The sequence below is a fragment of the Natronincola ferrireducens genome (assembly GCF_900100845.1).
GTDB lineage: Bacteria > Bacillota > Clostridia > Peptostreptococcales > Natronincolaceae > Natronincola_B > Natronincola_B ferrireducens.
Genome location: NZ_FNFP01000003.1, coordinates 218,018 through 243,357 on the forward strand (window position 1 = coordinate 218,018; position 25,340 = coordinate 243,357).

The 25,340-nt window shown below is 35.7% G+C and carries 22 protein-coding genes, 4 tRNA genes and 1 other annotated feature; of the genes, 24 read left to right on the forward strand and 2 right to left on the reverse strand.

Features of this window, described 5'->3' with window-relative positions; translation table 11 throughout:
• Positions 1 to 245 precede the first annotated feature (245 nt).
• The 6 genes from BLS22_RS09305 to BLS22_RS09330 all read left to right on the forward strand — a co-directional run bounded on the left by BLS22_RS09305 (position 246) and on the right by BLS22_RS09330 (position 8,947).
• Entirely contained in the window at positions 246 to 2,165 is a 1,920-nt protein-coding gene (locus BLS22_RS09305; RefSeq protein WP_090553468.1) for an ABC-F family ATP-binding cassette domain-containing protein, read from the forward strand.
• A gap of 23 nt (positions 2,166 to 2,188) precedes the next feature.
• The gene (locus BLS22_RS09310) at positions 2,189 to 4,375 is read left to right on the forward strand and encodes a DNA topoisomerase III (RefSeq protein ID WP_090553469.1); all 2,187 of its coding nucleotides are present in this window, start codon (positions 2,189 to 2,191) and stop codon (positions 4,373 to 4,375) included.
• 88 nt (positions 4,376 to 4,463) lie between these two features.
• On the forward strand, positions 4,464 to 5,330 hold the full coding sequence (locus BLS22_RS09315) for a tRNA 2-thiocytidine biosynthesis TtcA family protein (RefSeq protein WP_090553470.1): 867 nt from the start codon (positions 4,464 to 4,466) through the stop codon (positions 5,328 to 5,330).
• Positions 5,331 to 5,605: 275 nt separating this feature from the next.
• Entirely contained in the window at positions 5,606 to 6,550 is a 945-nt protein-coding gene (gene cysK / locus BLS22_RS09320; protein ID WP_090553471.1) for a cysteine synthase A, read from the forward strand.
• Between the two features lie 90 nt (positions 6,551 to 6,640).
• Positions 6,641 to 7,441 (forward strand): ATP-dependent sacrificial sulfur transferase LarE, encoded by an 801-nt coding sequence (larE, locus tag BLS22_RS09325; protein WP_330386499.1) that lies wholly within the window; start codon positions 6,641 to 6,643, stop codon positions 7,439 to 7,441.
• A gap of 255 nt (positions 7,442 to 7,696) precedes the next feature.
• Positions 7,697 to 8,947, forward strand: coding sequence for an HlyC/CorC family transporter (locus BLS22_RS09330; protein WP_280139567.1), 1,251 nt, complete (start codon positions 7,697 to 7,699; stop codon positions 8,945 to 8,947).
• Positions 8,948 to 9,099: 152 nt separating this feature from the next.
• Here the strand turns inward: BLS22_RS09330 and BLS22_RS09335 are convergent, their stop codons facing one another.
• On the reverse strand, positions 9,100 to 10,488 hold the full coding sequence (locus BLS22_RS09335; protein ID WP_090553474.1) for a hypothetical protein: 1,389 nt from the start codon (positions 10,486 to 10,488) through the stop codon (positions 9,100 to 9,102).
• A gap of 299 nt (positions 10,489 to 10,787) precedes the next feature.
• Here BLS22_RS09335 and BLS22_RS15130 point away from each other — a divergent pair, with 299 nt between their 5' ends.
• Positions 10,788 to 10,934, forward strand: coding sequence for a hypothetical protein (locus BLS22_RS15130; protein ID WP_176762122.1), 147 nt, complete (start codon positions 10,788 to 10,790; stop codon positions 10,932 to 10,934).
• 181 nt (positions 10,935 to 11,115) lie between these two features.
• Positions 11,116 to 11,655: a hypoxanthine phosphoribosyltransferase gene (gene hpt / locus BLS22_RS09340; RefSeq protein ID WP_090553475.1), complete on the forward strand. Its 540-nt coding sequence runs from the start codon at positions 11,116 to 11,118 to the stop codon at positions 11,653 to 11,655.
• A gap of 34 nt (positions 11,656 to 11,689) precedes the next feature.
• Here hpt and dapD read toward each other — a convergent pair whose 3' ends face one another.
• On the reverse strand, positions 11,690 to 12,427 hold the full coding sequence (gene dapD / locus BLS22_RS09345; protein ID WP_090553476.1) for a 2,3,4,5-tetrahydropyridine-2,6-dicarboxylate N-acetyltransferase: 738 nt from the start codon (positions 12,425 to 12,427) through the stop codon (positions 11,690 to 11,692).
• Positions 12,428 to 12,722: 295 nt separating this feature from the next.
• Here dapD and BLS22_RS09350 point away from each other — a divergent pair, with 295 nt between their 5' ends.
• The 16 genes from BLS22_RS09350 to leuB all read left to right on the forward strand — a co-directional run bounded on the left by BLS22_RS09350 (position 12,723) and on the right by leuB (position 25,292).
• Positions 12,723 to 13,889 (forward strand): M20 metallopeptidase family protein, encoded by a 1,167-nt coding sequence (locus BLS22_RS09350; protein WP_208974689.1) that lies wholly within the window; start codon positions 12,723 to 12,725, stop codon positions 13,887 to 13,889.
• Positions 13,890 to 13,906: 17 nt separating this feature from the next.
• A complete protein-coding gene (locus BLS22_RS09355) occupies positions 13,907 to 14,878 on the forward strand; it encodes a type II CAAX endopeptidase family protein (protein ID WP_090553477.1) in 972 nt (323 codons plus the stop codon).
• Between the two features lie 67 nt (positions 14,879 to 14,945).
• The gene (locus BLS22_RS09360; RefSeq protein WP_090553478.1) at positions 14,946 to 15,152 is read left to right on the forward strand and encodes an alpha/beta-type small acid-soluble spore protein; all 207 of its coding nucleotides are present in this window, start codon (positions 14,946 to 14,948) and stop codon (positions 15,150 to 15,152) included.
• Between the two features lie 121 nt (positions 15,153 to 15,273).
• Entirely contained in the window at positions 15,274 to 15,474 is a 201-nt protein-coding gene (locus tag BLS22_RS09365) for a cold-shock protein (RefSeq protein ID WP_090553479.1), read from the forward strand.
• A 183-nt stretch (positions 15,475 to 15,657) separates the two neighbouring features.
• Positions 15,658 to 16,536, forward strand: coding sequence for an Hsp33 family molecular chaperone HslO (gene hslO, locus BLS22_RS09370; RefSeq protein WP_090553480.1), 879 nt, complete (start codon positions 15,658 to 15,660; stop codon positions 16,534 to 16,536).
• A gap of 139 nt (positions 16,537 to 16,675) precedes the next feature.
• Positions 16,676 to 16,751, forward strand: a tRNA-Val gene (locus tag BLS22_RS09375).
• A tRNA-Phe gene (locus BLS22_RS09380) sits at positions 16,752 to 16,827 on the forward strand.
• A 5-nt stretch (positions 16,828 to 16,832) separates the two neighbouring features.
• Positions 16,833 to 16,907: transfer RNA gene (locus BLS22_RS09385), tRNA-Gly, on the forward strand.
• Positions 16,908 to 16,919: 12 nt separating this feature from the next.
• Positions 16,920 to 16,994 (forward strand) — tRNA-Cys (locus BLS22_RS09390).
• A gap of 300 nt (positions 16,995 to 17,294) precedes the next feature.
• Positions 17,295 to 17,547 (forward strand) — a binding site (T-box leader).
• A gap of 199 nt (positions 17,548 to 17,746) precedes the next feature.
• A complete protein-coding gene (gene ilvN / locus BLS22_RS09395; protein WP_090553481.1) occupies positions 17,747 to 18,229 on the forward strand; it encodes an acetolactate synthase small subunit in 483 nt (160 codons plus the stop codon).
• A 33-nt stretch (positions 18,230 to 18,262) separates the two neighbouring features.
• Entirely contained in the window at positions 18,263 to 19,255 is a 993-nt protein-coding gene (ilvC, locus tag BLS22_RS09400; RefSeq protein WP_090553482.1) for a ketol-acid reductoisomerase, read from the forward strand.
• A 32-nt stretch (positions 19,256 to 19,287) separates the two neighbouring features.
• A complete protein-coding gene (locus BLS22_RS09405; RefSeq protein ID WP_090553483.1) occupies positions 19,288 to 20,811 on the forward strand; it encodes a 2-isopropylmalate synthase in 1,524 nt (507 codons plus the stop codon).
• Between the two features lie 5 nt (positions 20,812 to 20,816).
• A complete protein-coding gene (gene cimA / locus BLS22_RS09410; protein ID WP_090553484.1) occupies positions 20,817 to 22,406 on the forward strand; it encodes a citramalate synthase in 1,590 nt (529 codons plus the stop codon).
• Positions 22,407 to 22,428: 22 nt separating this feature from the next.
• Complete coding sequence (leuC, locus tag BLS22_RS09415) at positions 22,429 to 23,691, forward strand: 3-isopropylmalate dehydratase large subunit (RefSeq protein ID WP_090553485.1); 1,263 nt, start codon at positions 22,429 to 22,431, stop codon at positions 23,689 to 23,691.
• A 15-nt stretch (positions 23,692 to 23,706) separates the two neighbouring features.
• Positions 23,707 to 24,195 (forward strand): 3-isopropylmalate dehydratase small subunit, encoded by a 489-nt coding sequence (gene leuD / locus BLS22_RS09420; protein ID WP_090553486.1) that lies wholly within the window; start codon positions 23,707 to 23,709, stop codon positions 24,193 to 24,195.
• A gap of 20 nt (positions 24,196 to 24,215) precedes the next feature.
• Entirely contained in the window at positions 24,216 to 25,292 is a 1,077-nt protein-coding gene (leuB, locus tag BLS22_RS09425) for a 3-isopropylmalate dehydrogenase (protein WP_090553487.1), read from the forward strand.
• The last annotated feature ends 48 nt before the right edge of the window (positions 25,293 to 25,340 follow it).

Sequence of the window (25,340 nt, forward strand, 5' to 3'; positions counted from 1 at the left end):
AAATCCACTATAATTTCACTTTTAAAGGTTAAAAGACTAAGATTCTTTTATAAAGGGGAAAAATCTGCTATGATAATAGGTATAAACTTAAGAAAAAAGGATGCTAACAATGGAGGAAAGTCTCAATTAATATTTTGATGACCCTATACCATAGATCCCATTAAAAGTTCTATAGGGTTAGTTGGACTAAAGCCCAGGATAAATAAAGAGGATTATAATAAATCGTTATAGAGAAAGGAAATACTATGAATCTTTTAAGTGCAGAAAACCTATCAAAAAGCTATAGTGAAAAACAACTATTGGATAACATAAGTCTTGGAATAAATGAGGGAGATAAAATAGGGGTAATCGGTATTAACGGTACAGGTAAAAGCACCCTATTAAAAATCATTGCTGGGGTAGAGGAGCCTGATGGTGGAAGGGTGATTAAAGGAAACACTATTAGGGTAGAATATCTTTCTCAAAATCCCTATTTTGATTCTGAAGCCTCTGTGCTGGAGCAGATTTTTAAAGGTAGCTCACCTGCTATGACCTTAATAAGAGAGTATCAATTGGCGCTGCAAAGTCCCAATACATCCAGTGAAAAAATTATGAAGCTTACGGAAAAAATGGATGTAATGGATGCCTGGAACTTAGAGAGCGAAGCAAAGACAATTTTAACAAGGCTGGGAATTACAGATTTTCATGGAAAAATAGGCACCTTATCAGGGGGCCAGAGAAAGAGAATAGCTTTAGCTACTGCTCTAATCAATCCATCTGACCTACTTATTTTAGATGAGCCAACCAATCATTTAGATAATGATACCATTGATTGGCTAGAACAATATCTTAACAAAAGAAAAGGAGCCCTCCTAATGATTACCCATGATAGATATTTTTTGGATAGGGTGGTCAATGAGATTATTGAGTTGGATCGGGGTAATCTTTATTTATATAAAGGAAATTATAGTAGCTTTTTAGAGGGGAAATTGGAAAGAGAAGAAATTGAAACAAGCAGCGAGAAAAAAAGACAGAGTTTGCTAAAAAAAGAGCTGGCCTGGATAAAAAGAGGAGCTAAAGCAAGAACCACAAAACAAAAGGCTAGAATAGATCGCTTTGAGAAGCTGAGTCAAGAAACTGGACCTGATTTAGAGGAAAAAGTAGAAATATCTGTGGGTTCTACCCGTCTGGGTAAAAAAGTAATTGAATTAGAGGATATAAACAAGTCCTTTGATGATAATAAGGTCATAGAGGATTTTAATTACATTGTGTTAAGGGATGATAGAATAGGCATAGTAGGAGCCAATGGTAGAGGAAAATCCACCCTTCTTAATATTATGGCTGGACAATTAAAGCTAGATAGGGGAAAAATAGAGATTGGTGAAACGGTAAAGATTGGTGTCTACTCCCAAGAAACCCAACATATGGAGGATGATTTAAGGGCAATAGAATACATCAAAGAGGGAGGAGAATACCTAACTACAGCAGAAGGATATAAAATAACTGCAGCTCAAATGATGGAGAGGTTTTTGTTCACCTCCACCCTTCAGTGGACTCCTATAGGGAAGCTTTCTGGAGGAGAAAAAAGAAGACTGTATCTTCTTCGGGTTTTGATGGAGTCACCTAATGTTCTTTTTTTAGATGAGCCTACCAACGATTTGGATATACAAACCTTAACAATCTTAGAAGATTATCTAGAGGACTTTAAAGGAGCAGTGATTGTTGTTTCCCATGATAGATATTTTTTGGATAGAGTGGCAGAAAAGATTTTTGCCTTTGAAGGCAATGGCAAAATAGTAGAATATACAGGGAATTATTCGGATTTTAAAGAAAGAAGCATTCATGTCCATGAAGGTCAAGAAATTTCTGATAAATTAGCAAGAAAGGCCTCAGAAAAAGCTAATGATACCCCGGATAAGAGGGATATAGGTAAAAGAAAAGAACGAAAATTAAAGTTCTCCTTTAATGAACAGAAGGAGTATGAAGAAATAGATGCTGTAATTGCTACGCTTGAGGAAAAAATAGAAACAGTAGAAAATCAAATCAGTGAAGCCTCCAGTGACTATGACCTCCTACAGCAGCTATTGGCTGAGAAAGAGATACTAGAAAAACAATTAGATGAAAAGATGGAAAGATGGATATACCTTAATGATTTAGCAGAGAAAATTGCAAAGCAGAAAGAATAAAGGGTTTTGAAGGGATTGTTTATATGAAAAAGACATTAGTATTAGCGGAAAAGCCTTCAGTAGGAAGGGATTTAGCTAGAGTTTTAAACTGCAATAAAAAAGGAAATGGTTATTTGGAGGGAGAAAAATATATCGTAACCTGGGCCTTAGGTCACTTGGTTACCTTAGCAGATCCAGAGGCCTATGATCAAAGATATAAGTCATGGAGAATAGAGGATTTACCAATGCTGCCTTCCCATTTAAAACTAATCGTTATCAAACAAAGCGGCAAACAATTTAACGCTGTTAAACAGCAGATGACGAGAAAAGATGTTAAAGATATCGTTATTGCCACCGATGCTGGCCGAGAAGGTGAACTGGTGGCAAGATGGATTATTGAAAAAGTTCAAGTAAAGAAACCAATTAAGCGTCTTTGGATTTCCTCTGTTACCGACAAGGCTATAAAAGAGGGCTTTAACAACCTAAAGGAGGGTAAGGCCTTTGAAAATCTATATGCCTCTGCTGTTGCCCGTGCAGAAGCTGATTGGATGGTGGGTATCAATGCTACCCGTGCCTTAACCTGTAAATATAACGCCCAATTATCCTGTGGTAGGGTACAAACTCCAACCCTTGCCATGATTGCTAAAAGAGAAGAAGAAATTCAAAATTTTAAATCTAAAACTTTTTACGGCATTACAGCTGTAGCCAATGGATTAAAACTTACTTGGCAGGATGGTCAAACGAAGGATATAAGGACCTTTGATAAAGAAAAAGCCGATAAAATCTTAGGTAAATTAGAAAAAAAGGATGCTAAGGTTTTAGAAGTAAATAAGGCCTACAAGAAAAAGCCTTCCCCCCAGCTCTACGACTTAACAGAGCTACAGAGGGATGCCAATAGAATTTTTGATTATTCGGCAAAGGAAACCCTTTCTATCATGCAAAAACTCTATGAAAATCATAAGCTATTGACTTATCCTCGAACAGATTCTAGATATATTTCTACAGATATTGTAGAAACCCTAAAGGATAGAGTAAAGGCCTGTGGTGTTGGACCCTATACGACATTAGCTTCCAATATCCTTAAAAAATCAATTGTAGCTAACAAGCACTTTGTAGATAATAGCAAGGTTTCAGATCACCATGCTATCATTCCTACGGAGGAGCCTGCTTATTTAGGAGTATTGAGCGATAAGGAAAGAAAAATTTATGATTTAGTGATTAAACGGTTCTTTGCTGTTTTATATCCTCCATTTGAATATGAACAAACAACTATTACCGCTGTTATAGGGGATGAAACTTTTATTGCTAAGGGTAAAGTTGTGATTGCCCAAGGCTGGAAGGCAATCTACGAAAATAACTTTGATGAGGAGGATTCTCAAGATGCCTTAGGAGAGCAATTGCTGCCAAAGGTAAATAAAGGAGAGGACCTAAAAATTTCTACCATTTCTCAAACTAGAGGGGAGACAAGACCTCCAGCACCCTTTAATGAAGGAACCCTACTATCAGCCATGGAAAATCCTGCAAAATATATGGTTAATGAGAGTAAAGATTTAATCAAAACTATAGGTGAAACTGGTGGTATTGGAACAGTAGCCACAAGAGCTGATATCATTGAAAAACTTTTTAATAGCTTCTTAATTGAAAAAAGAGGTAAGGACATCTTTATTACATCAAAGGGGAAACAATTATTACAACTAGTTCCAGAGGACCTTAGATCCCCTGCATTAACAGCAGAATGGGAACAAAAACTAGGAGCTATATCTAAAGGGGTATTGAAAAAAGATAATTTTATTTATGAAATGAAAAACTATACAAAATCAGTTGTTCATGAAATAAAAAATAACAATGCAGTATTTAAGCACGATAATCTAACAGGTAATAGATGCCCCGATTGTGGAAAGCTTATGTTAGAGGTCAATGGGAAAAAAGGTAAAATGTTGATATGTCAAGATAGAGAGTGTGGCCATAGAAAAACTGTGGCTAAACTAACCAATACTCGATGTCCAAATTGCCATAAAAAGCTAGAACTCAAGGGACAGGGAGAAGGACAAATATTTGTATGTAGCTGTGGTCATAGGGAAAGACTTTCTGCTTTTCAAGAAAGAAAGAAACAGCAGGGCAGCAAGGTTTCTAAAAAGGAAGTATCCAAATATTTAAAGCAACAGGAAAAAGAGAAGGATAAACCAATAAACACGGCTTTAGCAGATGCCCTATCAAAGCTAAAGCTATAGAATCAATAGATAAAAACGCCATGTTTTCCTGTGACAGCCTAAAGAAAAAGATGATAAAAACAGTATAATAGCTGGTTGAGGTGATAAAATGACCAAAATCTCAGGGGAGGGCTGTGAACAGTTAATACCCTTCAATGATATAAAATCCCTTCAGGAAATAGAACATAGTATTATTACAAAATATAGGAAAACTATATGGGGAAAGTTTATAAAAGCTATAAAAGAATATGAACTCATAAAAGATGGAGATAGAATAGCCATTGCCATATCTGGTGGGAAAGACAGCCTTTTAATGGCAAAGCTCTTCCAAGAATTAAAGCGTCATGGAAAAGATAATTTCCAGTTAGAGTTTATTGCTATGGATCCTGGCTATCATGAGAGCGTAAAAAAACTGTTGATAGATAACTGTCGGCACCTAGATATTCCTATTCACATTTTTGAATCGGGTATTTTTAAAATTGTAGATGACATTGCCCAGGAGTATCCCTGTTTTATGTGTGCTAAAATGCGTCGAGGTGCGTTATATAAAAAAGCTCAGGAACTGGGGTGCAATAAGCTGGCCCTAGGGCATCATTTTAACGATGTTATTGAAACCGTCATGATGAACCTGTTATATACAGGAAATTTTAGCACCATGCTACCAAAACTAAAAGCCTCTAATTATAAAGGACTACAGTTAATTAGGCCCCTTTATCATATTGAAGAAGCTGCTATTATTGATTTTACAGAGAATAATGGCATTTGGCCTTTAAATTGTGCTTGTATGGTGGCAGCAAAAAAAACTGGTACAAAAAGATACGAAGTTAAAGAACTAATCAAACAACTAAAGGAAAATTTTAAAGATGTAGACAAATCTATCTTAAGAGCTACACAAAATGTTAATATGAATACAATTTTAGGTTGGAAGAAAGATGGACAAAAGTATTTTTATTTAGATGAATATGATGAGAAGTAATAAAACCCTACTATGGCAGTAGGGTTTTATTGTAAGCATATAAGTGATAAAGGAAAACATGAATAATAAAAACTGCCAAAGCCTATTGACAGCCAAGGTTATCCTATAGTATCATTTACATAAATTCATATAAGAATACTCGGAAATAATCTCCTTCAATAAGCTCCATACCTACAGAAATTTGCAAATATATTACAGAAATAATTTATTATAGACTTACTTATGGAAAATATAAATGATAATAAATAAAAAACAAATTTATAGGAGGGAATACAATGGCAAAAATAGCAAAGAGTTTAATAGAGTTAATAGGGAATACACCTATGCTGGAACTAGAAAGCTATGGGAGATATAATGGGTTAGAGGCTACATTAATTGGGAAACTAGAATACTTTAATCCGGGGGGAAGTGTAAAGGATAGAATAGGATATGCTATGATTAAGGATGGAGAAGAGAAAGGCTTGATCAATAAAGACACGGTTATTATTGAGCCCACAAGTGGTAATACAGGTATAGCCCTGGCCTTTGTGGCAGCTGCAAAAGGCTATAAGCTTATACTAACTATGCCAGATACAATGAGTATTGAAAGAAGAAATTTGCTAAAGGCATTAGGAGCAGAGCTGGTGTTAACATCAGGAGCAGCAGGAATGAAGGGGGCTATTAATAAAGCAGAGGAATTGGCAGCCAATACACCAAATTCCTTTGTTCCTCAGCAATTTAACAACCCTGCTAATCCTGAAACCCATAGAAAAACAACAGCTGAGGAAATATGGAGAGATATCGATGGTAAAATTGATATATTTGTTGGTGGTGTAGGAACAGGCGGTACTATTACTGGTGTAGGGGAGATTTTAAAGAAAAAGAATGCTAATATAAAGATTATAGCTGTTGAACCCAGTGATTCACCAGTCTTATCAGGAGGCAAACCAGGTCCCCATAAAATTCAAGGAATAGGTGCAGGTTTTGTTCCAAAGATTTTAAACACAGATGTTATTGATGAAATCTATCAAGTCAAACAGGAAGAAGCCTTTGAAGCTACAAGAACCCTTGCAAATACGGAAGGGTTGTTAGTAGGTATATCATCTGGTGCAGCAGCTTATGCAGCTACAGAAATAGCTAAACGACCAGAAAATAAAGGTAAAACAATTGTTGTTTTACTTCCTGATACAGGGGAAAGATATTTATCAACCGCTTTGTTCCAATCAAATGACAATAATTAAGACTATGCAACAGAAAAATGAGGGGAACCCCCCTCATTTTATGGTAGAATATTAATATTATAAAATTGTAATATATAAGGGGAATGAATGATGCTACAACAAAAATTTCAGAATCTAAAGGAATACATAAAAGATTTAGGAAGCTTAGCTATTGCCTATTCTGGTGGTGTGGATAGCACTTTTTTAATTAAGGTTGCCTATGATGTTTTAGGGGAGAAGGCAGTTGCTGTAACCGCTCGATCTTCTACTTATCCAGAAAGGGAATTTCGAGAGGCAGTGGACTATATCAAAACTATTGGTGCAAAGCACATAGTTATTGAATCAGAGGAACTGGATATTGAGGGGTTTTCCACTAATCCAGTTAATAGATGCTATTACTGCAAAAAAGAATTATTCCAAAAAGTACAGGAAGTAGCAAAGAAGTTAAACATTGAGTTTGTAGCTGATGGTAGTAATCAGGACGATTTAAAGGACTACAGACCAGGGATGGAGGCTGCTAAAGAATTAAAGGTAGTAAGTCCTCTAAAGCATGTAGAGCTAACTAAGGAGGACATACGAAATCTTTCAAAGGATTTGGATCTTCCAACATGGGATAAACCTGCATTTGCCTGTTTATCCTCAAGGTTTCCCTATGGTCATGAAATCACAATAGAGAAGCTATCCATGGTAGATAGGGCAGAAAACTTCCTTATGGATTTAGGATTTCGACAGCTAAGAGTTCGACATCATGGAGAATTGGCTAGAATAGAAATAGGTGAAAAGGAATTTCAAAAGTTTTTACAGCCCTCATTAGTAAAAAAGATAGCTAAAGAGCTAAAAGCTATAGGCTTTACCTATGTATGCTTTGATATGGAGGGTTATCGTACTGGGAGCATGAATGAAACACTGTAAGTCCTACTATAAAGTAAGTAGGATTGAGGTTGTTAAAAACTATATAGATAATAAGTGTAAAACTTTTTCAACAATAAGGACCGTACTATGAACAGTACGGTCCTTATTGTATACATTTCCTTGAATTTTATTACTGATTGTATTTTTTATATTCAGCAGGTCATACTAAATGGAAATACAAGTAAATTTTTAAAGAGATGAAAAATAGATATATTTTTATATAAAAGGGTCTGAATGATAGGAGGGAGAAGGGATTTGAACACAAATATTATAATAAGATTCTTTGTATTAATAGTACTGCTGTGTTTTTCTGCTTTTTTTTCCGCATCAGAAACTGCATTGATGGCACTAGGAAAAATAAGGGTTAGACATATGGTGGAAGAAAAAATAAAGGGAGCTATTTTGGTAGAAAAGTTAACACAAAATCCAAACAAACTACTGGGATCTATACTAGTAGCTAATAATGCTATAAACATAGGAGCATCTGCATTAGCCACTTCTCTAGCATTAGAATTTTATCCTAATAATGGTGTGGCGGTGGCCACCATTACTATGACCATATTGGTATTAATCTTTGGAGAAATAACGCCAAAATCTTTAGCAGCTAGAAACTCAGAACAAGTATCCCTAAAGGTTGGGAAAACCATCTCTTTTACTGTATCCTTATTGAATCCTATCGTTGTCATCTTAATTAAAATAACCAATAACCTTATAAAGATGTTGGGGGGGAAAATAGAACAACAACAACCTATAATTACAGAAGAAGAATTGATGACCATTGTAAATGTTAGTCATGAAGAAGGAGTTTTAGAAGGCAACGAAAGGGAAATGATTCATAATGTAGTTGCCTTTGGAGATTTGCAAATTAAGGATGTGATGGTTCCAAGAACAGATATGATAGCATTAAATATAGATTTGAGCTATGAAGAAATAATGGGTGTTGTTAAAGATGAACAATATTCACGATATCCTATTTATAGTCAGGATATTGATAATATCATTGGAATTTTAAATGTAAAGGATTTAATTTTTTTAGATAGTGAAATAAAGGATTTTGATATTAAAAAATATATACGTGAGCCTTACTTTACCTTCGAATTCAATAGAATAACTAAGGTGTTTCAAGAAATGAAAAAAAACAGAACCCACATAGCTATTGTATTAGATGAATATGGTGGCACAGTAGGTATTATAACAATAGAAGACTTGATTGAAGAAATTGTGGGAGATATTCAGGATGAGTATGATGAAATAGAAAATGAAATAGAGATAATTACTGATAAGGAATATATTATTAATGGTAGTGTTAAGCTCTATTTAATTAATCATACGATTGGCGTGAAGATAAAGTCGGATGATTTTGATTCCATAGGGGGATTTATCATTGAACAATTAGGAAAGATTCCACAAATCGGTGATGAAGTGAAGTATAACAACATGAAATTCATTGTTGAAGATGTATATAAAAATAGAGTACAGAAGGTTAAAATGATTAAAAACGATTGAAGGCCTCAGGGGTTTAATAACCCCTGTAATAGCCTACCAAAACAAAACATACAACTCATTTTAAAATTTATAAAGCCTAAATAAAACAATCCCCACAATTATTTAAAATAGATATTCAATAAATTGACTATATAAAGAAAATGAATAATTATTTAGATCAAAAACATTGCAAGGATTGTTGTAACAGCTAAGCCTATCATAACAGGAATTAGATTTCTTCTAGCCAGTTCCATAGGAGAAACCTCACAAATAGCGGCAACTGCTATAAGTCCTGACCAAGGTATAACGGTACCTCCACCTATCCAAATAGCACTAATCTGACCTAAGGCACCAATGGTAGCAATGCTACCATTAACAGCAGTTCCAAATACTCTAGCCAAAGAACCCGATAAAGCAATGCCTGAAAAACCAGACCCATCTAATCCTGTTATCCCTCCGATGATGGCCTCCATAATTGCTGCTGCAGGTTTATTCATAGTGACAATGTTAGCCATTTGACTACCAAGATCCGCCAAAATTCCTTGAGAAGCTTCGGGTAACACCCCTTCACCCATTACCTTAGCAAAGGCTCCCATATCTCCCATAAAGAAAAATGCGGCAATGGGAATAATTGGGCCAAAGATTTTCATACCAAAAATAAAGCCTTCTCGAATAAACTTCGTAATTTCGCTTAAGGCGTTTTGCTTATATTCAACAAAAGATAAGACAATTAAGACCAAAGTAGCGGTACCACCTATAAGGGCAGTGGCTCCTCCACCTCGAAGACCTAAAGAAAACATAGCTACAATATTTAATAAGAAAGCTGCTGGTACCAAAACAGCTGCTATTTTAGCAGATGTTTTAAATTCCTTTAAACTTTTTTCAACCCTAGGACTGATATCCTTTGGTGATGGTAGGTTACCATTTTTCATATCCCGTTTTAGCATAATAAAAGCAACAGTAATAGTCACAACCGCCATGACTAAATATAAAGGACCAGCTTGAAACATTACATCGTTAATGTCTACTCCAGCTGAATTGGCGGTTAATGCTGGAGCACCTTGGATAATAAAGTCGCTGGATAAGGCTACTCCATGGCCAAAAAGGTTGATAGCCACAGCAGCACCCATGGCAGGTAAACCAACCTTGTAGGCAATAGGTAGCAATACTGCACCAATTAAGGGTGTGGCAGGTGAGGGCCAGAAAAACCATGAAACCACAAACATGATGATACCGATAAACCAAAAAGCCTGGTTGGGTGTTTTAATAAACCTTGTTATAGGCCTCACCATAAGTTCTGTAGCATGGAGTTTTTCCAATAACTTTGACATGGCCACAATAACAGAAATAACCATAATGATATTAAGCAGAGTGTTGGCAGAAACCATTAAAGATTGAAAAATTGATCCTGTAGAGCCGACAATACCCTTTTGAGAAGCTAAACCTATTAAAAATACACCCAAGACACAAGGTATTACAATATCTTTTCGTAGCATTAAAATCCCTAATATAACTAGAACCATAGCAACATAAATCCAATGAACTAAAGTTAGTTCCACCATATATAACCCCTCCTTCTTTTAAATTAAAAAAACAACCTTTTTTCATAGTATGTAAAAAAAGGAAAATGGTGCATAAGGGTATAGGGATTTAAAAGGACTCAACTTTTTCAAATCCTTTAGACTTATACTAGAGGATTTGAATTGAAAGCTTTTTTACAAGGAGGGTTTCACTACATGATGGAAGTGTTTATTCTATTACCAACATTTACAGAAATTGTGATATAATGTGATATAATAAAAAAATTCACTGAAAAAACCTAAGAAATTGTTACCTAGAGACTACTTATGGGAGGGGTAAGATGGTTAATTACGGAAACTATATTGTGGCTGGTATTATTTTGCTAATTATCTTAATATCCATACAATATTCTATTAATAAAGTTATCGTACTACTAAAGGAAATAAAAGAAATTTTGTTGAAAATGAACAACAATAATTACAAATAATATTTACTTATCAAAAATAAATAAATAAAATTTACAAATAAATAATTTTATTTTATAACAAAATAGGGATATAGTCAGAGGTTGTTTACTATAGTGGCAAATAGTTTGACATAAGGTTTCATTTACATTAGAATAGTTTTTAACATTATATATTACAACTTAATAATGGAGGGAAAATAGAATGGACATAGAAAAAAAAGTCTGGGAAGTTCTCTGTTCAGAGGAAGACATAAAAACAAGGCTAAAGGAATTAGGAAAGCAGTTATCTGAAGACTATAAAAATAGAAATTTATATATTATATCCCTATTAAAAGGTAGTTTCATTTTTACAGCGGATTTAGTAAGAGAACTAACGGTTCCAGTAAAAATAAACTTTATCACCACCTCTAGTTATGGGCATGACGTAGAAAGTAGTGGCTATGTAGAAATTCTAGAAGATATAACTGAAGATTTAACTGGGTATGATGTTTTAGTGGTGGATGATATTACAGATTCTGCATTAACAATGGATAGTGTGGTAAAGCATCTTGAAAAGAAAAGACCTGCCAGCATTAAAAGCTGTGTGTTATTGGATAAGCCTGAAAGAAGAAAGGTAGAATTTGCACCTGATTATGTAGGATTTACTATTCCTGATAAATTTGTCGTAGGTTATGGTTTGAACTTTGGAGACTACTATCGTAACATTCCCTATGTTTTTGTAGTAACTGATCAAGAACGATAAAAAGTGTCTCCTTTGAGACACTTTTTATTTGGTTTTATCCCCTTAAACCCTCTAAAAGCTTTACTTTGTCAACCGTCTTAGCATCCTTTACTTTAATTACCTTTGCTGGCATACCAGCCACTACTGTATTGGCTGGTACATCCTTGGTGACAACTGAACCTGCAGCAATAACAGCTCCTTTTCCTACCCTAATACCCTCCAATACCACGGCATTTGCTCCTATAAAAACCTCGTCTTCAATAATAACAGGCTCTTTACTGGGAGGTTCTAAAACACCAGCTATGACTGTTCCCGCCCCTACATGAACATTTTTTCCAATAATTCCTCTTGCCCCAATGACACAGTTCATATCAATCATGGTATTCTCACCAATTTTAGCACCTATATTTAATACTGCTCCCATCATAATAACAGCATTTTTACCGATTTCTACACCTTCACGGATGATGGCACCAGGTTCAATACGGGCCTGAAGATGGAAAAGATCCATAAGGGGAATTGCAGAGTTTCGCCTATCATTTTCTAGATGGTAATGTTGAATATTTTTCCTGTTGTTGTCTAGAATGTTTCTAACCTCTTCAAATTCTCCAATGATTACCCAGAAGTTTTCTTGGCCAAAAATTTTAACATCTTTTGACCCAGTGAATTGAAGTTTACCTTGAACATAAGCTTTAACGGGAGTAGTTTTTTTTGACTGTTTTATAAATTCTGCTATTGCCTCTGCTTCCGTGAGATTAAGGTACTTCGGTAAGTTATGAAATTCATTACTCATTGGTGATCATTCCTTTCCTTCTTCCCTTCTCTAACCATAAGACTTTTATAATTAAACTTAGTATAATTTCTATTACTGTTCTTGTATATGTATATTATTATTAATACTAAAAAATTCCCTTCTTTATATACTATGATAAAATGGAAGAATAGTTCTATTTAGAACACAAAAATAGCAGGAAGGCTTCTGCCCTGAAAAACGACAAAATATATTTTAGAATAATTAAATAAGTTGTTTTAGAGATACAAAAGCTATAAAATAGAATAAGTAAAAAAGATTGAGGAGGAGAATAGTATTGGTCTTATCCATAGGAGTGAAAGAGTTATTAGAAGAATTAAAAAGTATTCGCAGAGATTTACATAGAATTCCTGAATTGGGGTTTGAAGAATATAAAACCTCTCAATACATTGCAAACTATTTACAAAGCTTAGATGTGAATTATGAGGCACAAGTTTTAAAAACAGGTGTTATTGCCTATTTTAAAGGAAAAAATCCCCAAAGAACCTATTGTTTTCGTGCTGATATGGATGCTTTAGGCATGGAAGAACAAAATGATATACAATTCAAATCAATACATTCCTGTAAAATGCATGGCTGTGGTCATGATGGCCATATGGCAATTTTATTAGGCTTTGCTAAGTTCTTATCAAAACACATGGAGAGGCTCAATGATAATATAGTTTTACTATTTCAACCTGCCGAAGAAGGTCCAGGAGGAGCTGAACCTATACTAAAAGAGGGGTTTCTAAAAAAATATGGAGTGGAGGAAATCTATGGTTTGCATCTTTTTCCTGGGATAGATGAGGGAAAAATAGGAATTCGACCAGGATCTATGATGTCTCAAAACGGTGAATTTGATATCCTTGTTAAAGGACAAAGCGCCCATGGTGCAATGCCTCATATTGGTGTAGATAGCATTATCATTGTCAGTGAAATGGTTTTGGGGATGCAGTCTATTATTAGTAGAAGCATTAACCCCATTAGTCCAGCAGTACTAACCATTGGAAGGCTTGAGGCTGGAGAAAAGAGAAATATCATTGCAAAGAAAGGGATTTTAGAAGGAACGATTCGCACCTTTAGTCAAGAAGAATATGATAGGATAAAAAACAGGATGATGGATTTTAAAAGGGGATTGGAAGCAAGTTATCAATGTGAAATTGAAATGATTTTTAGAGACATGTACCCTACTGTATATAATGATGAAATACTAACAGAAAAATTTATTGTAGCTCAAGAAAAAAGTGCAATAGAAATCATTGATCCAATTATGTTAGCAGAGGATTTTGCTTTTTACCAAAAAGAAATTCCTGGAGTTTTTTTCTTTTTAGGAACTAAAAATGAAGAAAAAGGCTTTGTTCACCCCCTCCATAATGGTCAGTTTAATTTTGATGAAAAGGTGTTAGGTGATGGGTTACAAAGCTTTATAAATTTATTAGAATATAGAGGTTCATTGAAAATATGATCCGAGGAGGTCAATTAATGGAGCAAGGAAGGAAACTAAAGGTAGTAGATGCAAATATTTTATATTTAATTGGAGCAATACTTTTTTTTACAATTGGATTTTATTTTCAACATTTAAACTTAAATCTAGGTTTGATTATAACCCAATATGTTCTAATTCTTTTGCCCCCAATTGTTTATTTAACAATAAATAAAATACCTATAAAAAGAACAATGCGATTCAATAAAATTAGACCAAAACATAGTTTTTTAGTAATATGTATAACACTGCTCATGTACCCTACGGCTGTTTTAGTCAATGCCATATTTATGGCTGTGTTAAGCTTCCTAGGGAATTTAAATATTCCTGAGATACCAACGGCTACGAATGCAACAGAATATATATTGTTGATTTTTATTATTTCTATATCTGCTGGTATTTGTGAAGAAGTGTTTTTTAGAGGGTTTATACTTCCAGGTTATGAGCAACTGGGGAAGAGAAAAGCAATTGTTTTTTCCTCAATTCTATTTGGAATCTTTCACTTTAATGTATATAATTTATTTGGACCCATTGTTTTGGGTTTAGTATTTTCCTATTTAGTGATTTTAACCAATTCAATTTATGCTGGTATTATAGGACATATTATCAACAACGGATTTGCTGTTACTTTAGGATATATTCTCAATAGGTTATCCCACTTTGTGGAAGAAAATCAAGAGGCCGCCGCTGAGGTATCTACTACCACAGCCCTTCTAATGAGTATAGTATTTTTTGGAATTATTGCTATTATTAGTGGAATGATTGCCCTTAAGCTAGCAGGTATTATAAAAAAAGATATGGATGAACAAAAAAAATCAACAGAAGAGAATAACTTTTTGCAAGATGAAGAAAAATATGAAGAAGAGATACTATCTGTATCCTTAAGGGATTATATCCCTTTATTGCTGGTGGTACCCTTGTTTTTCCTAGTGGCCTTTATACAAGTTAAAGAAATTATTGGTTTAGGCTAGAAAAAAATTTAAAAACTTGTATATTTTTCCTATTTTTATACAACAATAAAAATAGGGAGGGATTAGCATGACAAAAAACAAACCCAAAGAAGAATTTACTCAGGATTTGATGATGAAATATGAAATAGCAGAAGAACTAGGACTCATCGATAAAGTAAAGAATATGGGCTGGGGTGGTTTAACAGCTAAAGAGACTGGAAGAATCGGTGGTTTAATGACAGTAAGAAAAAAGCAGATGAAAAAATCATCGGAAGAACAGCAAAATAGCCTATAGAATAGGGTATATATTTTTAAAAAAAAGTTGACAGCAATATTTGGGTATGATAAACTAATGTGGAATAGGGATACATAGTGTCTTTGTTTAATTTAAATTAAGTTTTAGGAGGAATTTTTAAATGGAAAAAGGTACAGTTAAATGGTTTAACGCTGAGAAAGGTTATGGATTTATTTCAAGAGAAAATGGAGACGATGTATTCGTACACTTTTCAGCAATTACTATGGATGGATTCAAAACATTAGAAGAAGGTCAAACAGTTCAATTTGAAATTGTTCAAGGAGACAAAGGACCTCAAGCCACAAACGTATCTAGAGCATAATTAAGGTACGAAGGTTAATCTTGTAGTCAAATCCTATAGGGATTAATTATATAAGGATTTACCGTAAATTTAAAACAGGTTGGTATACCAACTTGTTTTTTTTCATGCTAAAAACTTTTTATGTAAATTAATTTTCCAATTATGGCATACTAAATATAGAACAGAAAGAAAGAAGGTATATTTATGAAAAGTACAGTGATCAGAGCTATTACTGCTGATAATAGTGTTCGTGCTTTTATAGCAAACACCACAAATATGGTGGAAAAAGCAAGGCAAACTCATCAAGCCTCACCAGTGGCCATAGCTGCTTTGGGTAGAACTATGACGGCAGCTTCTATTATGGGATTAATGTTGAAAAGTGAAAATCACAAATTAACTGTTAAAATTAATGGTAGTGGAGAGTTGGGACCTATCGTAGTAGTGGGTAACAGTCATGGTAATGTGAAGGGGTACGTTGGCAATCCACTAGTAGAGGGTGACTATATAAAGCCTGGAAAATTAAATGTAGGTAAAGCTGTAGGGGTAAAGGGTGATATTACCATTATTAAGGATTTGGGCTTAAAAGACCCCTATATAGGCACAAGCCCTTTGGTATCGGGAGAAATAGGAGAGGATTTAGCGTCTTATTTTGTGAATTCAGAGCAACAACCATCGGCAGTGGCATTAGGGGTATTGATAGAAAAAGACTACAGGATTAAGGCTGCTGGGGGATTTATTATTCAAGTATTACCCCATATAGCAGAGGAAACATTAGCAAAATTAGAAGAAAAAATTATTTCCCTAGAACCTATAACTAGTTTAATGGATAGAGGAATGAAGGAAGAAGATATTTTACACTATATTTTAGGAGATATGTCACCTCGGATATTAGATAAATATGAGGTGGATTTTGTTTGTGATTGTAGTAAGGATAGATTTGAAAAAGCATTAATTAGTATTGGTAAAAAAGATTTAAAAGAAATTATTGAGGAAGATGAAGGTGCTGAGCTAGTTTGTCATTTTTGCAATAAAAAACACTATTTTAATAAAGAGGAATTACAAAGTTTATTGGATGAAATTTAGATGACAGGATGAAAGATATCAAAAAAAGAAGATATTACGATATAAATTCATAAAAACCTATAATAAACGTCTTAAACAAGAGAATTAAAGCCTTGATATAATTGGTGAAATGACGTATACTAGATTTTGTCATCGTTAAGGGCGCATAGCTCAGCTGGGAGAGCACCTGCCTTACAAGCAGGGGGTCACAGGTTCAAGTCCTGTTGCGCCCACCAGCCCAGATAGCTCAGTCGGTAGAGCAGGGGACTGAAAATCCCCGTGTCGGTGGTTCGATTCCGCCTCTGGGCACCATTAATGCGGAAGTGGCTCAGTGGTAGAGCATCGCCTTGCCAAGGCGAGGGTCGCGGGTTCGAGTCCCGTCTTCCGCTCCAATTTTAGGGTTTGGCGGCATAGCCAAGTGGTAAGGCAGAGGTCTGCAAAACCTTTATTCCCCAGTTCAAATCTGGGTGCCGCCTCCACAAGTAAATAGTAGATTATCTACATAGATTAAGATGTGCTTTCAAAGCACATCTTTTTTGTTTATACAAATTTATATTTATCCACAATCTCAAAAAATTCATCAATGTAGATTGGCATGTCCTCGGCTTGTAAAACAATTAATGAAGGAAAAATATACAGAGTTACAAGTGGTTATTTTCAAAATATTGTAAAATTAAAGAAATATAAAGTTTAAAATTTTTAAAAAATTATAAAAATGTATTGACAATGATTTCATATGTTGTTACAATACAATAAATAAAATTAAATTATAGCTCCTAAGAAATGCGATGAAGGAGAACGGTATTTTACATTAAGCAGTTTTAGAGAGTCGGTGGTTGCTGGAAACCGATACTGTTGTGAAGTACAAATCCCTCCTAAGCAGTTCCTCTGAAACGATGCTTTATACTCCAGTAAGAGGTAAACGGTAAGCCCCGTTATAGGCAAGGGTTTGATAGAACCTAGAGAGTGGTTTCTACTGTGAGGTAGATTCAATTAGGGTGGTAACACGTGGAATAGATCCTCGTCCCTGTATAGTTATATTTATAATTATATAGAGATGAGGTTTTTTTATTTTGTAATAGAGGGGATGGGATTTAATAATAATTTAAAAAAATTAACAAAAATTAATTATTTATTTAAAAAAAGCTTGCATTTTTTTCAAAAATATTCTAAAATATTTAAATAATATGTTTAAATATTTAATTAATAATTAAATAGAGGAGGTTGCGTTATGGATAAGTATGTACTTTCTGTATTGGTAGAAAATCAACCAGGAGTATTAAGTCGAGTGGCAGGCTTGTTTAGCAGAAGATGCTATAATATCGATAGTTTAACGGTTGGAGAAACAGAAAATGATAAATTAAGTAGAATGACTATTGTGCTAAAGGGAGACGTTCAATCTTTAGACCAAATTAAGAAACAGTTAAATAAACTTATTGATGTAGTACAAATTGTAGAGCTAAAGCCCCATGAGGCAGTCTATAGGGAACTTGCTCTTGTAAAGGTTAAGGCAGATGAAGCTACTAGAGCTTCAATTTTGGAGGTAGTAGATATTTTTAGAGGTAAGGTTATCGATATTGCCAATGAACATTTAACAGTGGAGATGACAGGAGATCATGATAAGGTATTGGCCTTTATTGATATGATGAAAAGTTACGGTGTTAAGGAAATTGTCCGTACTGGTTTAACAGCTTTAGGAAGATGGAGTAATTAATAATAATTATAAAAACTCAAGGGGGAATTGACAATGACAAAAATGTATTATGAAAATGATTGTAACTTAGGATTATTAGAAGGAAAAACAGTGGCGGTTATAGGCTATGGTAGTCAAGGCCATGCTCATGCTCTTAATCTACATGAATCTGGTGTAGATGTAATAGTAGGGTTGTACGAAGGAAGTAAGTCCTGGAGCTTAGCAGAGGAAGCAGGATTGAAGGTTGCTATAGCAGCAGAGGCAGTAGCAGCAGCAGATGTTGTTATGATGCTGGTAAATGATGAAAAACAAGCTAAATTATATAGAGAAAGCGTAGAACCAAACTTAAAGGCAGGGAATTATTTAGCCTTTGCCCATGGCTTTAATGTACACTTTGGTCAGATTGTACCACCAGAGGATGTAAATGTATTTATGGTTGCACCTAAAGGGCCAGGACATACTGTAAGAAGTCAATATGAAAAAGGTAGAGGGGTACCTTGCTTGGTAGCAGTTTATCAGGATGTTACAGGAAACACAAAGGATGTTGCATTAGCTTACGCAGCAGGCCTTGGGGGAGCTAGGGCAGGGATTATTGAAACCACCTTTGAGGAAGAAACAGAAACTGATTTATTTGGAGAGCAAGCTGTACTATGTGGTGGTGTTACAGAATTAATCAAAGCTGGGTTCGACACATTGGTAGAAGCAGGTTATCAACCAGAGGTAGCATACTTTGAATGTTTACATGAAATGAAACTGATTGTTGATATGATCAACCAAGGTGGTCTTAGTTATATGCGATATTCTGTAAGCGATACAGCAGAATATGGTGATTACACAGCAGGAAAGCGTATTGTAACAGAGGATACAAGAAAAGAAATGAAAAAGATACTAGAAGAGGTACAGGACGGCAGCTTTGCAAAGAATTGGATTTTAGAAAACCAAGCAAATCGCCCAGCCTTCAGTGCAAAGAGAAGAATGGAACAAAATCATCCAATTGAAGTAGTAGGAAAAGAATTGAGAAAAATGATGACTTGGCTTAAAAAATAATAGATTCACATACAAGAAAGGGAGGGGTGTAAATGGCAAGCCATATAAAGATATTTGATACCACATTAAGGGATGGGGAACAATCACCGGGTTGCAGCATGAATCTTCAAGAAAAATTACAGGTGGCTAAACAACTGGAAAGATTAAAGGTGGATGTAATTGAAGCAGGTTTTGCTATTGCATCTCCTGGAGATTTTGCAGCGGTGCAGGCTGTTGCACAAGCTGTTAAAAATTGTAGAGTGGCAAGCTTAGCTAGGGCACTACCTGAGGATATTGATAGGGCCTACGAGGCGGTAAAGTATGCTGAAGCTCCTAGAATCCATACCTTTATAGCTACATCAGACATACATATGAAATACAAGTTAAAGGCCAGCAAGGAAGAGGTTTTAGAACGGGCTGTCAGTATGGTAAAGTATGCAAAGAAATATTGTAGTGATATAGAGTTTTCAGCAGAAGATGCTTCTAGAAGTGAAGTGGCCTTTTTATACGAAATCTTTGAAGCCGTTATTAAGGCAGGAGCTACAGTAATCAATATTCCTGACACAGTAGGTTATACAACCCCAGATGAGTTTTATAATCTTATCCTAAATATTAAGAATAATGTACCTAATATAGATCTAGCAGAGATATCTGTTCACTGTCATAATGATTTAGGATTGGCAGTTGCCAACACCGTAGCAGCTGCTAAAGCTGGAGCTACCCAACTAGAATGTACCATTAATGGTATTGGAGAAAGGGCTGGAAACGCAGCTCTAGAAGAAATTGTTATGGCATTAAATACAAGAAAAGATGTTTATGGTTTTACTACTGGTATTGAAACAACAGAAATTTACCCTGCTAGCCGTTTAGTGAGCAAACTAACTGGGATGAGGATACAGCATAATAAGGCAATTGTAGGAGATAATGCCTTTGCCCATGAGTCTGGTATACATCAACATGGGGTCTTGGCCCATAAAAGCACCTATGAAATTATGACACCAGAGTCTGTTGGTCTTACCAAAAACAAACTAATATTAGGAAAGCATTCTGGGCGCCACGCTTTTGAAGAACGGTTAAAATCTTTAGGCTATCATTTGAGTAAGGAAGAATTAAATAAAACCTTTCAGGAATTTAAAAACTTGGCGGACAAAAAGAAGGTTGTTTACGATAAGGACTTAGAGGCATTGGTAGAAGAAAAATCTGTAAATACAAAGGAAATCTATAAATTAGGACAGTTTGTAATTAACAGTGGGAACACAATTACATCAACGGCTATCGTAAAGTTATGGAATAATGAGGAAGAAGTAGAAAAAGTGGCTACCGGCCATGGACCAGTGGATGCTGCCTTTAAGGCTATTGATAAAATTGTAGGTAATGGATTTACTTTAGAAGACTACGCATTAAATTCCGTTACTGAAGGAGAAGATGCCCAAGGTGAGGCGGTTGTCAAGATTAAATTAGATGAAGACATCTATAATGGTAGAGGTATTAGTACCGATGTAGTAGAGGCCAGTATTAAGGCCTACATCAATGCCATTAATAAAATGTTGAACGAATTAGCATGGCAGGAGGAGTGAAATAAATGAATAAAAAAATAGAAATATTTGACTCCACACTAAGAGATGGAGCACAGGCAGAGGGCATCTCTTTTTCGGTAGAAGATAAGATAAAAATAGTAAGAGCATTAGATGCTTTGGGTGTCAGCTATATAGAAGCTGGCAACCCTGGCTCTAACCCTAAGGATTTAGAATTTTTCCTTCGTATGAAGAATGAAAAACTAAAACATGGAAAACTAACTGCTTTTGGAAGCACCAGAAGACCTGATACACAGGTGGAAGAGGATAGCAATGTTCAATCTTTACTGGAGGCTAATACACCGACAGTAGCAATATTCGGGAAAAGTTGGGATTTTCATGTTACAGATATTATAAAAACTACCTTGGATGAAAACTTAGCTATGATTAAAGATACGATTGCCTTTTTAAAACAAAGGGGCAAGGAAGTTATCTATGATGCAGAACACTTTTTTGATGGATACAAAAACAATCCTGACTATGCTTTAGCAACTCTAGAAGCTGCAAAATTGGGAGGAGCTGATTGGCTTGTTCTCTGTGAAACCAATGGGGGGGCTTTTCCTGATGAAGTGTACAATATTACAAAGAAAGTTTGCGAAAAGCTTGGGGTTAAAGTGGGGATTCATTGTCACAACGACGGTGGGATGGCAGTGGCAAATACGATTATGGCAGTAGAAGCAGGAGCTACACAGGTACAGGGAACCTATATAGGATTTGGAGAACGCTGCGGAAATGTAAACTTAACTACTGTTATTGCTAATCTTCAGCTTAAACGAGAAAAACAGTGTATTCTAGAAGATCAGTTGGTAAATCTTGCTTCAACTGCTAGAATGGTGGCTGAAATATCTAATGTAAGCATGAATGAAAGAGAACCCTACATTGGCAATAGTGCCTTTGCCCATAAGGGGGGCATGCATATAGATGGTGTTACTAAAGCTCCTCATTCCTTTGAACATATTGATCCTAGAAGGGTTGGTAACAAAAGGCGGATATTAATGTCAGAAGTTTCTGGAAAATCTACAGTGTTATCTAAAATTCAGAAGGTGAATCCAAATATAAAGAAAAATTCTCCAGAAACTCAAAAGCTTATTGAGCGATTAAAGGAATTAGAGTACGAGGGTTATCAGTTTGAAGGGGCTGAAAGCACTTTTGAACTAATTATTCGTAAACATCTTGGTAAGTATAAACCCTTTTTTGAATTAAAATATTACAAAATTATTGAAGAAAATCATGCTCGTGGAGAAAACACATCTTCGGCATTAGTAAAAATCAATGTGGATGGTAAAGATGAAATGACAGTGGCAGAAGGGGTAGGCCCGGTTAATGCTTTAGACAAAGCTCTGAGAAAAGCGTTGGAAACCTTTTATCCACAGCTAACAGAGGTTTATTTAACAGATTATAAGGTGAGGGTATTAGATACAACTGAGACCACTGATGCAAAAGTAAGGGTACTAATTGAATCTACTGATGGATATAATCTGTGGACGACAGTTGGTGTTTCAACTGATATTATTGAAGCCAGTTGGATTGCTTTAGTAGATTCCATTGAATATAAACTAATTAAAGATATAGAAGAAAAAGTACGGGCATACATTTGATTCGACGGGAGGATGAATAACAATGGGAATGACAATGACACAAAAGATTTTGGCTGCCCATGCAGGATTAGATACTGTAAAGGCAGGACAATTGATCGAAGCCAATTTAGATTTAGTTTTGGGGAATGATATTACCACGCCAGTGGCAGTAAAGGAATTTACTAGAATCGGAGTTAAAGAAGTATTTGATAAGAGTAAGGTGGCTATTGTACCAGATCATTTTACTCCTAATAAAGACATCAAAACAGCAGAGCAGTGTAAAATGATCCGAGAGTTTGCCCATGAAAAAGAGGTTGAAAATTATTTTGAAATAGGAGAAATGGGAATAGAGCATGGTCTTATTCCCGAAAAGGGATTAGTAGTACCAGGAGATGTTGCCATTGGGGCAGATTCCCATACCTGTACCTATGGAGCCTTAGGAGCATTTTCCACTGGAATTGGCAGCACTGACATGGCGGCAGGAATGGCTACTGGGAAATGTTGGTTTAAAGTACCCTCTGCTTTGAAGTTTGTATTAAAGGGGAAGCCATCTAAGTGGGTTAGTGGTAAGGATATTATCCTCCATATTATTGGGATGATTGGTGTAGATGGGGCCCTCTATAAATCGATGGAGTTTGTAGGGGAGGGTGTGAAAAATCTTTCAATGGATGATAGGTTTTCCATGGCCAATATGGCTATAGAGGCTGGAGGAAAAAATGGTATCTTTATGGTGGATGACAAGACATTAGAATATGTAAAACAACATTCTAGTAAAGAGTATACTATTTATACAGCTGATGAAGATGCTGTATATGATGAGACCTATGAGATTGATTTAGCCACCATTCGTCCTACTGTTGCATTTCCTCATTTACCTGACAATACTAGGAGTATTGATGTGGTAGGAGATGTAAAGATTGATCAGGTGGTCATTGGGTCCTGTACAAATGGCAGAATAGAGGATCTCAGAGTAGCTGCTGAGATTTTAAAGGATAAGAAAGTAGCAAAAGGGGTGAGGGTAATCGTGTTTCCTGTTACCCAAAAGGTATATTTACAAGCCCTACAGGAGGGATTAATTGAAACCTTTATAAAGGCTAATGTGGTGGTGAGTACCCCTACATGTGGACCTTGTCTTGGAGGGCATATGGGTATTTTAGCTAAAGGAGAAAGAGCTATAGCTACTACTAACAGAAACTTTGTGGGACGGATGGGGCATCCGGAATCAGAAGTTTACTTAGCAAGTCCAGCAGTAGCGGCTGCTTCAGCTTTAACAGGTAAAATTACAAATCCAGAAGACGTAGCATAAAGGGGGCAAAATATAATGAAGGCAAAAGGAAGGGTTTTTAAGTACGGAAGCAATGTTGATACGGATGTTATTATTCCTGCAAGATATTTAAACACTTCAGATCCACAGGAGTTAGCAACCCACTGTATGGAGGATATTGATAGGGATTTTGTTAAGAAGGTCGAGGCGGGAGATATTATTGTAGCCGAGAAGAATTTTGGTTGTGGCTCCTCAAGGGAACATGCCCCTCTGGCCATAAAGGCTGCAGGAGTATCCTGTGTAATAGCTACGACTTTTGCAAGAATTTTTTATAGAAATGCTATTAATATAGGTCTACCTATCTTAGAATGTGAAGAAGCAGCAAAAGCCATAGAAAGTGGCGATCAAATTGAAGTGGATTTTAAGACAGGAAAGATTGTTAACTTAACAAAACAACAAGCCTATCAAGCTCAAGGCTTTCCAGAGTTTATGCAGAAGATTATAGAAGCTGATGGATTAATTCAATATATTAAAACAAGCCTATAGAAAATAATGGGGGAATAGACATGAAATTTAACATAGCAACCATTCCTGGAGATGGGATAGGTCCAGAAGTAATAGAAGAAAGTATGAAGATATTAAAAAGAATCGGGGAAGTTTTTGGTCATGAATTTAGTTTTCAGGAGGTTTTAGCAGGAGGAGTTGCCATTGATAAAACCGGAGAACCCCTACCATTGGAAACAATAGAGATTTGCAAAAAAAGTGATGCTGTTTTGTTGGGTGCTGTAGGAGGACCTAAGTGGGATAGTCTTACAGGGGATAAGAGACCTGAGAAAGCCCTATTAGGATTAAGGGGAGCATTGGGCTTGTATGCTAATATTCGACCAGCGGTTTTACATGATGCGCTGAAGAACGCTTCGCCTTTAAGAAGTGATATCCTTGGAGACGGCATCGATATATGTGTTGTTCGAGAATTAACAGGAGGCATTTATTTTGGTGACAGAGGTAGAAGAGAAAATGGCAAACTGGGAGTCGAAGCCTATGATACAGAAGCCTATAGTGTAGGAGAAGTAGAGAGGATCGCCCGTACCGCCTTTGAGATAGCAAAACAAAGAAACAACAAGGTTACCAATGTAGACAAAGCCAATGTTTTAGAGAGTTCCAGATTATGGCGTTCTGTAGTAGAGGAAGTGGCAAAGGAGTATCCAGAGGTAACCTTGGAGCATATGTACGTAGATAATGCAGCAATGCAGTTAATTAGAAGACCTCAACAATTTGATGTCCTTGTCACAACCAATATGTTTGGAGATATACTGTCGGATGAGGCTAGTATGATTACAGGTTCAATTGGAATGCTTCCTTCTGCCAGTTTAGGGGAAGGGACTCTAGGTATGTATGAACCAATCCATGGTTCAGCACCTGATATTGCCGGGGAAAACAAAGCTAATCCTATAGCAACAATTTTATCAACTGCTATGATGCTACGATTTTCTTTTGGATTAGAGCAAGAAGCAAAAGCCATAGAGGATGCTGTAACAAAAGTTCTAGGTAAAGATTATCGAACGGCAGACATTATGAGTGATGGTATGAAACTAATAGGAACCAAGGAAATGGGTGAATTAGTTTTGGAAGAGTTGGTGTAGGCCAACAGAGTTTATTAAATTATTAATAATAAAGGAGGGAAAGATAAA